The organism is Streptomyces sp. NPDC047886, from assembly GCF_043204435.1.
GTDB lineage: Bacteria > Actinomycetota > Actinomycetes > Streptomycetales > Streptomycetaceae > Streptomyces.
This window is the reverse complement of the sequence record NZ_JBIDCF010000001.1, coordinates 195,211-206,149: the sequence shown is the minus strand read 5'-3', so window position 1 is coordinate 206,149 and position 10,939 is coordinate 195,211. Positions and strand designations below refer to the sequence as shown.

The 10,939-nt window shown below is 73.8% G+C and carries 7 protein-coding genes; 4 read left to right on the top strand and 3 right to left on the bottom strand.

The annotated features are described in order from the left end of the window. The first annotated feature begins 25 nt into the window (after positions 1-25). The gene (polA, locus tag ACGF5U_RS00940; RefSeq protein WP_392714406.1) at positions 26-2,683 is read left to right on the top strand and encodes a DNA polymerase I; all 2,658 of its coding nucleotides are present in this window, start codon (positions 26-28) and stop codon (positions 2,681-2,683) included. 188 nt (positions 2,684-2,871) lie between these two features. Here the strand turns inward: polA and ACGF5U_RS00935 are convergent, their stop codons facing one another. After that, complete coding sequence (locus ACGF5U_RS00935; RefSeq protein ID WP_392714123.1) at positions 2,872-3,735, bottom strand: DUF4184 family protein; 864 nt, start codon at positions 3,733-3,735, stop codon at positions 2,872-2,874. A 237-nt stretch (positions 3,736-3,972) separates the two neighbouring features. Between ACGF5U_RS00935 and ACGF5U_RS00930 the strand changes: the two genes are divergently transcribed. The 3 genes from ACGF5U_RS00930 (at position 3,973) to ACGF5U_RS00920 (ending at position 7,089) form a co-directional block, all read left to right on the top strand. Continuing rightward, entirely contained in the window at positions 3,973-5,649 is a 1,677-nt protein-coding gene (locus ACGF5U_RS00930; RefSeq protein WP_392714125.1) for a lytic transglycosylase domain-containing protein, read from the top strand. A 310-nt stretch (positions 5,650-5,959) separates the two neighbouring features. Continuing rightward, a complete protein-coding gene (locus ACGF5U_RS00925; RefSeq protein WP_392714127.1) occupies positions 5,960-6,103 on the top strand; it encodes an SPW_0924 family protein in 144 nt (47 codons plus the stop codon). A gap of 14 nt (positions 6,104-6,117) precedes the next feature. Beyond that, positions 6,118-7,089 carry a DUF3068 domain-containing protein gene (locus ACGF5U_RS00920; protein ID WP_392714129.1) on the top strand — a complete coding sequence of 324 codons (972 nt, stop codon included), beginning with the start codon at positions 6,118-6,120 and terminating at the stop codon, positions 7,087-7,089. Positions 7,090-7,152: 63 nt separating this feature from the next. Here the strand turns inward: ACGF5U_RS00920 and hrpB are convergent, their stop codons facing one another. Together hrpB and ACGF5U_RS00910 are read right to left on the bottom strand one after the other, a co-directional pair. Then, positions 7,153-9,642 (bottom strand): ATP-dependent helicase HrpB, encoded by a 2,490-nt coding sequence (gene hrpB / locus ACGF5U_RS00915; protein WP_392714131.1) that lies wholly within the window; start codon positions 9,640-9,642, stop codon positions 7,153-7,155. A gap of 4 nt (positions 9,643-9,646) precedes the next feature. After that, entirely contained in the window at positions 9,647-10,618 is a 972-nt protein-coding gene (locus tag ACGF5U_RS00910) for a class I SAM-dependent methyltransferase (RefSeq protein WP_392714134.1), read from the bottom strand. Positions 10,619-10,939 lie beyond the last annotated feature (321 nt).

Genomic DNA, 10,939 nt, shown 5'->3' with positions numbered 1-10,939 from the left:
ACAAGACCGTCCGCGCCTGCTCCTCATGGACGGGCACTCTCTGGCGTACCGGGCGTTCTTCGCGCTGCCCGCGGAGAACTTCAGCACCGTGAGCGGCCAGACGACCAACGCCGTGTACGGCTTCGCGTCGATGCTGGCGAACACGCTGCGCGACGAGGCGCCCACGCACTTCGCGGTGGCGTTCGACGTGTCGCGCAAGACGTGGCGCTCGGCGGACTTCCCCGAGTACAAGGCGAACCGTTCGACCACCCCGGACGAGTTCAAGGGGCAGGTCGAGCTGATCGGCGAGCTGCTCGACACGATGAACGCGGTGCGGTTCGCCGTGGAGGGCTTCGAGGCCGATGACATCATCGCGACCCTCGCGACCCAGGCGGAGGCCGCGGGGTTCGAGGTGCTGATCGTCACCGGCGACCGGGACTCCTTCCAGCTGGTCTCCGACCACGTCACCGTGCTGTACCCCACCAAGGGCGTCTCGGAGCTGACCCGGTTCACGCCGGAGAAGGTCCAGGAGAAGTACGGGCTGTCGCCGAGCCAGTACCCGGACTTCGCGGCGCTGCGCGGCGACCCGTCCGACAACCTGCCGGGCATCCCGGGTGTCGGTGAGAAGACCGCCACGAAGTGGATCAACCAGTTCGGTTCGTTCGCCGAACTGGTCGCACGGGCCGACGAGGTCAAGGGCAAGGTCGGCCAGGCGCTGCGCGACCACCTGGAGTCCGTCAAGCTCAACCGCCACCTGACCGAGCTCGTCCGGGACGTGGAGCTGCCCAGGAGCGTGGCCGAGCTGGAGCGCGCCCCCTACGACAGGTCCGCGCTCAAGGGCTTCCTGGAGGTCCTGGAGATCCGCAACCCGAGCCTGCGCGAGCGGCTCCTCGCGGTGGACCCGGGCGCGGCGGAGGAGGAGGCCCCGGCGCCGGCCGCCGGAGTGGAGCTGGACGGTTCGGTGCTGGGCGCGGGCGAGGTCGCGCCGTGGCTGGAGCGGCACGGCGGGCAACCGCTCGGCATGGCCACCGTGGACACCTGGGCGCTGGGCGCCGGCCATGTCGCCGAGGTCGCCCTCGCCGCGGCCGACGGCGCGGCCGCCTGGTTCGACCCGTCGCAGCTGGACGAGGCCGACGAGCGGGCGTTCGCCGCCTGGATCGCCGACCCGGCCAGGCCGAAGGTCCTGCACAACGCCAAGGGCGCCATGCGGGTCTTCCCGGAGCACGGCTGGAGCGTCGCGGGCGTCACCATGGACACCGCGCTCGCCGCCTACCTGGTCAAGCCCGGCCGCCGCTCCTTCGCGCTGGACACCCTGTCCATCGAGTACCTGGGCCGGGAGCTCGCGCCCGCGGCCGCGCCCGACGGGCAGCTCGCGTTCGGCGCGGACGACACCGCCGAGGCCGATGCCCTGATGACCCAGGCCCGCGCGGTCCTCGACCTGGGCGCGGCGTTCGCCGGACGCCTCGAAGAGGTCGGCGCCACGCGGCTCCTGCACGACGTGGAGCTGCCGACGTCCGAGCTGCTGGCCCGGCTGGAGCGGCACGGCATCGCCGCGGACCGGCCGCACCTGGAGGCCATGGAGCAGCAGTTCGCCGGCGCGGTGCAGCAGGCCGTGAAGGAGGCGCACGCCTCGGTCGGGCACGAGTTCAACCTCGGCTCCCCGAAGCAGCTCCAGGAGGTCCTCTTCGGCGAGCTGAGCCTGCCCAAGACGAAGAAGACCAAGACGGGCTGGACCACGGACGCGGACGCGCTGGCGTGGCTGGCCGCGCAGACCGAGCACGAGCTGCCCGTCATCATGCTGCGCCACCGGGAGCAGGCCAAGCTCCGCGTCACGGTCGAGGGCCTCATCAAGACGGTCGCGCCCGACGGCCGTATCCACACCACGTTCAACCAGACGGTGGCGGCGACGGGCCGGCTGTCCTCGACCGATCCCAACCTGCAGAACATCCCGGTCCGTACGGACGAGGGCCGGGCCATCAGGCGGGGCTTCGTCGTCGGCGACGGCTTCGACGCGCTGATGACGGCCGACTACAGCCAGATCGAACTGCGCGTCATGGCGCACCTGTCCGAGGACGAGGGCCTCATCGAGGCGTTCACCTCCGGCGAGGACCTGCACACCACCGTCGCGTCGCAGGTGTTCGGCGTCGACAAGTCGTCCGTCGACGCGGAGATGCGGCGCAAGATCAAGGCCATGTCGTACGGCCTGGCCTACGGCCTGTCCGCGTTCGGTCTCTCGCAGCAGCTGAACATCGAGGCGGCCGAGGCGCGGGCGCTGATGGACACCTACTTCGAGCGGTTCGGCGGCGTCCGGGACTATCTGCGCCGGGTCGTCGACGAGGCGAGGGCGACCGGCTACACGGCGACGATGCTCGGCCGCCGCCGATACCTCCCGGACCTCAACAGCGACAACCGCCAGCGCCGCGAGGCGGCCGAGCGGATGGCGCTGAACGCCCCCATCCAGGGCACGGCCGCCGACATCGTCAAGGTCGCCATGCTCAATGTCGACCGGGCGCTGACCGAGGCGGGCCTCGACACCCGGATACTGCTCCAGGTCCACGACGAAATCGTGCTGGAGCTCGCCCCCGGTGAGCGCGAGCGGGTGGAGGAGATCGTCCGGCACGAGATGTCGACGGCCGTCGAACTGCGGGCTCCGCTGGACGTCTCCGTCGGCGTCGGCGAGGACTGGGAGTCCGCCGCGCACTGACCCGTACGGACGGGTGCGGGCGCGCGCCGACCCGTATGGCGCGCGCCGACCCGTACAGCCGCGTGCGCACGCGCGTGGACGCGGGCTGCCTCGCGCCCCGGGCCGGAGAACGTCGCGCGCCCGGTCGGACCCCCGCCGGTCCGGCCGGGCGCGGGGTGCGGGAGCTCTCGCTGCGGGCCGCCGGCCGGTCAGGCGCGGGTGCCGGCCGTCCACAGCCGCATGCCGGCGCCGTAGATCACCAGCCCGGCCGCCAGTCCGGCGCCGGCGCCGAAGCACGCGGTCGGGATGATGTCCAGGGGCGTGTCGATCCGCCCCCAGGACGCGTACCAGCGGGCGCACCGATGGGCGACACCCACCGCCACGCACACCCCGAGCAGCCCCCCGGCCAGCCACCGGCCCCGCCGGTCCAACACCGGCACCCCGGCCTCCACCGCGCGGCCCCTCTCGGCCGCACCGCCACCGTCACTGTCGCCGGTGCCCGCGTCGCCGCCCGCGTCCGCGCGGCGCGCCGCGCTCGTGACGAACCAGCCCAGGACGCCCAGCGCCAGCGCCGAACCGCCGTACTGCGCGTACTGGTACACCGGGAAGCCCCCGACGACCTCGCCCAGGACGGGCAGCACTTCGGTGCCCCACCGGCCGGGATGCGTGAACAGGTCCCAGACCACATGGGTGGTCGCCCCGATGACCGCCGACACGTAGAACCAGAACGCCAGCGCCACAGGCCGCCGCTCGCGCCACGCCCGCCCCCGCGCCAGCGCGGCCACCCGCGCCCGCAGACGTCCCGGTACCAGCGCCAGCAGCGGCTCACGCACCATCAGCCACGTCGCGACCAGCGCCCCCGTGATGGCCGCGTCGACGGTGAGGATGCCTGGCAGGCTGTGCGTCACGTCCCCGAAGAGCATCGCGCCGGGCAGCACACTGTCCGCGAAGTAGGTCGTGTCGGGCGCGAAGGAGCCCATGACGAGCGCCGAGGCGACCAGCGGACCGCGAGCGGCGCCGGACCTCCGTATCCCGGGCAGGACGGCGACGGCATGGCTGAGTGTGAAAGGCATGTGGTGGCGTACCCCGAAGTGGATTCCCCCGACGGCCTGATGGGCCGCGCGGCTTGACGAAGCCTGGTCTCCCTCAGTATGCGGGAGGTCAAAAATGCTCCGACCTGCGGCGCAGAGGTGACGAAACCGTGAAAAGCGGTCACGGAGCGGTGTGTCCGCGCCAGGAGTTGACGTAGGGTCGCCAGAGTCCTGGCGCTGGGGAGCGCAGGCAGTCGTCCACGGGGAGGGACCACACGAATGGCAGCGCACATCGGCCGTCGGCTGCGCAAGGGGGCCACCAGCACCGCGGTAGCGGCCGCTGCTGTAGCCGCTCTTTCCGCCTCGCAGGCGCCGGGTGTCACACCCGCCGGTGCGGGCGACCAGCCGACCGCCGACGCGACGACGCCCGGCGCGGGCGAATCGGCGACCGGTGACTCGCCGTACTACACCGACCTGCCGCCGCTCAACAGCCCCAACAAGCCCGGCGGTGTCATCGACATGCCGGTGGCGGGGCCGGCCGAGTCGGGTATACCCACGACCGTGCTCGCCGCGTACAAGCAGGCCGAGCAGTACGTGAAGAGCGTCAAGCCCGGCTGCAACCTCCCGTGGCAGCTCCTGGCGGGCATCGGCAAGGTCGAGTCCGGCCAGGCGCGCGGCGGCCGTGTCGACGCCAACGGCACCACGTTCTCCCCGATCCTCGGCCCCGTCCTCAACGGTGTCGGCTTCGCCAACATCTCCGACACCGACGGCGGCGCGTACGACGGCGACAAGAAGTACGACCGCGCGGTCGGCCCCATGCAGTTCATCCCGTCCACCTGGGCGAGCTGGGGCCAGGACGCCAACGCCGACGGCCGCAAGGACCCCAACAACATCTACGACGCCGCGCAGGCCGCCGGCATGTACCTGTGCGCCAACAGCCGTGACCTCGCGCTCAAGGCGGACCTGGACAAGGCGATCCTCAGCTACAACCGCTCGCAGGAGTACCTGCGGACGGTGCTCTCCTGGTTCGAGTTCTACAAGCGCGGCACCCACCAGGTTCCCGACGGCACGGGTGTCCTGCCGGCCGACCGCAGCGACGACGGCGTCATCACCGTCCCGAAGCCGACGCCCGTCCCGTCCGGTTCAGGCGCCACGCCCACGCCGAAGCCGACGACGCCCACCCCGGGCCCGTCGGTCCCCGCCAAGCCATCGCCGACACCTACCCCGACGCCCACGCCGACCCCCACCCCGACACCCACGCCGACCCCCGCGCCCGCCGAGACGGTGACGCGGATCGCTGACGCCGGGACCGGGGCGCTGACCGCGACGGCGGGCTCCCAGTTCGCCGAGCGGCCCCAGGTGGTGACGCTCAACGAGCAGGGCAGGCCGGTCGCCAAGGTTCCCGTCGTCTTCGAGATCGTCGGCACCACGGAGGCCCGGTTCGCGGGCGGCACCACCAGTGTCACCGTCGTCACGGGCAGCACCGGCACGGCCGTCGCGCCCGCCATCCTCGCCGGTGAGCGAACCGGCGAGTTCACGGTACGGGCGAGCGTGGCCCGCCGTACGACGCTCCGCGTCGACTATCCCGCGACCGTCACCGCCCGTCAGGCCGACGCCCTGACCAGGACGGACGGCAAGGCCCTGACGGCCGCGCCGGGCGCCGAGTTCGCCGACCCGCTGGTCGTGAAGACGACGTACCGGGGGAACGCGATCTCCGGTGTCGCCCTCACCGCCACCATGATCACTACGGCGGAAGGCGGAGAGGTCAACGACAAGGGCCCCTACTTCAAGGACGAGCAGGGCAACCCGATCCGTACCCTCACCGGCCTGAAGACCGGCGCCGACGGCACGCTCCAGCTGCCGAGGATCTACGCGGACGGCCAGACGGGCACCTTCCTGCTGCGCATCGGCGCGGCGGGCGGCGTGACGCTCGACGTCGAGCTCACGATCGCCTGATCCGTCCGCGACGCCCACCCGCGTGCCGTCCCTCCGCAACGGGGGACGGCACGACGCGTTCACGCCCCACACGCTCACCCCGCCGGTCCACACCCACCCCGTGCGCCCTGCCGGTGCGTCCCGCCGATGCGCACCCACCGGTTCACCCCTCGCCACCCCCACGCGGCCCAGCCCGCCCGGCCTGCCCGGCCTGTCCCGCGGTCCCCTGTGTTCTCGCGTGCTCTCCGTGTGTTCTCATCTCGCGGCGCGATTGCTACGGTGCCAACCCCCGACCTGACGCATCATCAGATCCCGTTCCGGGAGGTCGACCATGCGCGCCCTCGCAGCCGCCGCCATCGGACTGGTTCCCGCCCTCCTCCTCATGCTGCTCCTCGCCGTCGTGGACCTCGTACCCGAGGGCGAGACCTCGCCCCGCCCACTGCTCACCACCGTGCCGCCCGGACCCGGGAAGTAGGAGGACGGGTCCGCATGCGCCGCCGAGCCGGCCTCGTCCTCATCGCCCTCGCCGTCTGCCTCGCCGCCATGGCGCCGACACTGCGCTGGTACGCCTTCCCCCGGCTCGCCAGGATCCCCGCGGGCCAGTACCAGGAGATGGTGCTGGAGGCCCGGCCCGCGACCCTCCTCCAGTACGACACGATGCGGGCGGAACAGGTGGAGAAGGTCACCATCGTCCAGACCCTCAAGGGCAACGTGGAGGAGTCCCGCAGGATCGAACGGGACGCCGGCCGCGACGTCGTCGTCTGGGACGCCCTGTCCCACGTCGTCGGCCCCGACGGCGCGACGGTCTCCCAGATCCCCGAGCGCTACATCTTCGACGCCCACACCCAGGCACCCGTCCACGCGACCGGCGAGTCCGTCGACGGCCACCCGGTGCGGCGCGAGGGCATCGAGTTCAAATGGCCGTTCCTCACCCAGAAGCGGGACTACACCTACTTCGACGCGCAGACCCGTACCTCCGCGCCCATCCAGTACAAGGGCACCCGTACCTTCCGTGGCCTGGAGGTCTACTACTTCGAGCAGACCATTCCCTGGACGAAGGTCCCGTACCCCCGGAAGATGCCACTGCCCGGCATCGACGCGACGCGGCTGGAGCGGCAGACCGGCACCACCCGCTGGTACACCACCAAGCGGATGTTCTGGGTCGAACCCGTCACCGGCGCGCCCGTGAACGGCGAGGAGATCCACCGCGAGGAGCTGCGCGGCGGCACCCTCCTCGGCGGCCGGGACAAGGTCACCGCGTTCGCCGGGCACGTCAGGATGCGCGAGGACTACCTCGACCACACCGTCGACCTGGTCGCATCCCAGCGCACGCTGGTGCTCCTGATGACGTCGTACCTGCCGTGGGGCTTCATCGTCCTCGCCGCGGCGCTGTTCGCGCTCGCGCTGTGGCTGGAAGCCCGCGGCCGCCGCGCCCCCGCCCGTGACCGGCCGACCAGCTGACCGGCCGACCGGCCGACTGACCGACCGCCAGCTGACCGGCCGACCGACCGGCTGACCGGCTGATCAGCGCCGGGTGTTCGTACGCCGCGTCGGCTCCGCCGTCGAGGGGTCCTCCGGCCACGGGTGCTTCGGATAGCGGCCGCGCAACTCCGCGCGCACGGACCGGTAGCCGTCCCGCCAGAACGACGCGAGGTCCGCCGTCACGGCCGCGGGCCGCCCGGCGGGGGACAGCAGATGCACCAGCACAGGTACGCCCGCCAGGCGCGGCGTCTCGGTCAGACCGAACATCTCCTGGAGCTTCACGGCCAGGACGGGCTGCCCGCCCCCGTACCGGACCTGTATCCGCGAACCGCTCGGCACCTCGATCCGCTCCGGCGCCAGCTCGTCCAGCCGCCCCGCGTCCCCGCTCGCCCACGGCAGCAGCCGCCGCAGACCCTCCCCGGCGTCGACGCGCCCCAGGTCGGCCCGGCGACGGGCGCGCGACAGCTCCGGCTCCAGCCACTCCTCCGCACGCTCCAGCAGCGCGGCGTCCGACACGTCCGGCCACGGCCCGCCCAGGGCGTCGTGCAGGAACGCCAGCCGCTCCCGCAACCCGGACGCCTCGCGGGACCAGCGCAGCAGCCCCGGGCCCTCGCGCCGCAACCCCTCCAGCAGGGCGGCCCGCACCGCCGGGGGACCGGGCTCCCTCAGCGGGCGTACGGTCAGCTCGACCGCGCCCAGCCGTTCCACGGACCGGGCGACGACGTCGCCGTCCTCCCAGTGGACCTCGTCGCCCGCGACGAGCAGCGGCCGCGCCGCGTCCCGCGCGATGTCCTCGTCGGCGACGGCGGCGAGCCGCACCCGCGCGGACGCGGCGTGCGCGGGCCGGTCGGCGACCGCGACGGCCAGCCACGGCGCACCCCGCAGGCCCGAGCCGTCCGGCACCTCGGCCCCGGTACCCGACGCCATCAGGAACGCGCCGCCGCCACGCGCGCGTGCCACCCGTTCCGGGAAGGCCAGCGCGGTCACGAGCCCGGCCACGGCATCGTCACCCGGAGCGTCCCCGCCCCGCGCCTCCCCACCGGCCGCGCCGTCCAGCTGGGACGCCAGTCGGCGGGACTCCTGCCGCCAGCGGGCGCTGTAGGCGTCGCCGCCCCGGCGCGCGGCGCGCCACGCGGCCGCCAGATCGTCGCCGTACTCGCGTGGCGGCTCCTCGCTCAGCAGCGCCACGACCTCCGCCGCCCGCCGCACGCCCACCCGGGGCGCCCCGTCCAGCAGCGCCCGGGCAAGCCGGGGGTGCAGGCCCATGCGGGCCATCCGTACGCCCCGGTCCGTGACCCGGCCCGCCGCGTCCACCGCGCCGATCGCGGCGAGCACCGACCGGGCCGCGGCCATGGCGCCCGAGGGCGGCGGGTCCAGCAGAGCCAGCCCCGTCGCGTCCGGGTCGCCCCAGTGGGCCGCCTGCAACGCGAACCCCGTCAGATCCGCGATCCGGATCTCCGGCGCCGGGAACCGGGGCAGCCGCGGGTCCTCCGCCTCCGCCCAGCACCGGTACACCACGCCCGGAGCCTCACGGCCCGCACGGCCGGCGCGCTGTCGGGCGGCAGCCCTGGACGCCCGTACCGTCGTCAGCGCGCTCAGCCCCCGGGCATGGTCCACGCGCGGCTCGCGCGCCAGGCCCGAGTCGACCACGACCCGCACTCCCGGCACCGTCAGCGACGACTCCGCCACCGCTGTCGCGAGGACCACGCGGCGGCCTGACGCCGAACCCGCCAGGACCGCGTCCTGCACGGCCCCCGGCGCCCGCCCGTGCACCTGGAGCACCTCCGCACCGGCCCCGGACAGCAGCCCGGCCACCCGGGCGATCTCCCCGACGCCGGGCAGGAAGCACAGCACGTCCCCGTCACGTTCGGCCAGCGCCCGCCGCACCACGGACGCGACGTGCGCGGTCAGCGCCGGGTCCACCCTCATGCCGTGCGGCGGCCGCACCGGCCCCGACGGCGGCGCCCACACCACCTCCACCGGATACGCCGTACCCGTCGCCTCGACCACGGGCGCGTCGCCCAGCAGGCGGGCCCAGCCGTCGGCGTCCGTGGTCGCGGACGCGGCGACCAGCCGCAGCTCGGGCCGGAGCGTCTGCCGTACGTCCAGCAGGAACGCGGCGACCGTGTCGGCGTCCAGATGCCGCTCATGGCACTCGTCGATGATCACCACATCGGTGCCGGCCAGTTCCTGGTCCCGCTGGAGCCGCTGCAGCAGCACACCGGTGGTCACGACCTCGACCACCGTCTCCCGGGAGACGGCCCGCTCGCCGCGCACCGTGAAACCGACCCGGCCGCCCACCCGCTCGCCGAGCAGCCACGCCATCCGCCGGGCCGCCGCGCGTGCCGCGATCCGGCGCGGCTCGGCGACCACCACGCGGGCACCCCGCTCGGCCAGCACGAGCGGCACCAGGGTCGTCTTGCCGGTGCCGGGCGGCGCGCACAGCACGGCCGCCCCGTGCCCGTCGAGTGCCCGCTCCAGCGCGGGCAGGGCGGCGCTCACGGGCAGGCGCGTGCCCTCGTCGCGGATCACGTGCTCAGCCCCTCCGCCGGCCATCGGCCCCGGGGACCGGCGTCGCGTCCCGCTCGCACACGAAGATCGCCGTTCCCGGGATCAGGTTTCCGCGCAGCGGCGACCAGCCGCCCCACTCCTGGCTGTTCCAGGCGGGCCACTCCGGCTCGACCAGGTCCACCAGCCGGAACCCGGCCGCCACCACGTCCCGTACGCGGTCGCCCAGCGTCCGGTGGTGCTCGACGTAGACCGCCCGCCCCTCCTCGTCCTGCTCGACGTACGGCGTACGGTCGAAATAGGACGCGGCGACGGACAGGCCCTCGGGGCCCGGCTCGTCGGGGAACGCCCAGCGGATCGGGTGCGTCACCGAGAACACCCACCGGCCGCCCGGCCGCAGCACCCGGCGCACCTCCCGGAAGACCCTCACCGGGTCGGCCACGAAGGGCACCGCCCCGTACGCCGAGCACGCCAGGTCGAAGGAGCCGTCCCGGAAGGGCAGGGCCCCGGCGTCCGCCTCCACCAGGGGGATCCCGCCGCCGATCCGCAGCGCGTGCTGGAGCTGCCGGTGGGACAGGTCCAGCGCCACCGGCCGGGCGCCCCGCGCGGCCAGCCAGCGGGAGCACTGCGCGGCGCCCGCGCCGATCTCCAGTACGTCGCGGCCCCGCAGCGAACCGGCGGGGCCCAGCAGCCCGGCCTCCGCCTCGTCCAGCCCCTCGGGGCCCCACACGAACCGGTCGTCGCCGAGGAACCCTCCGTGTTCGCTCTGGTACTCGTCGGCGTTCCGGTCCCACCAGCCGCGGCTGGCCCGGCTGCTCTCCACGTCGCCGGCCGGGCGCCGGGTGGCCTCGGTCCCGTACTCGCCGGCCTCGGGGACCCCTCCGGCAGTGGCCCCGGAAGCGGCCCCGGAAACCCCTCCCGCAGTGGCCCCGGACCCCGGTCCGGGAGCGTGCGCGGTCCCGCGCCCGGACTCGAACTCGCGCTCGTACTCTTGGATCATCCCGCCCGCCGTTGTAGTTTGCGCACAGCGCCGTCGGCGTACGTGCCGGGCGCGTGTCGTGTCATGGTTCAGGGGCCACGACGGCCTCGGGCCACGATAGTTGTGCCGGGTATGCGGGGATCCGCCCCGGGTGGGCGCCTTCGCGCATTGACCGTGTCCGGCCGTCCCCGTATGCTAAAGGTTGCGCTGCGGGCCTGCGTGCCTCAGACGGAGCAGGCCGCGCTCGCATCTGTATGTATGTCCCCTCGGTTCTCGAGGCGTCACCCTTGTCGGGCGTGCGCTTCCTTGGCTGTCCGGTCTTCTGCAGAGGCGATACGGGCT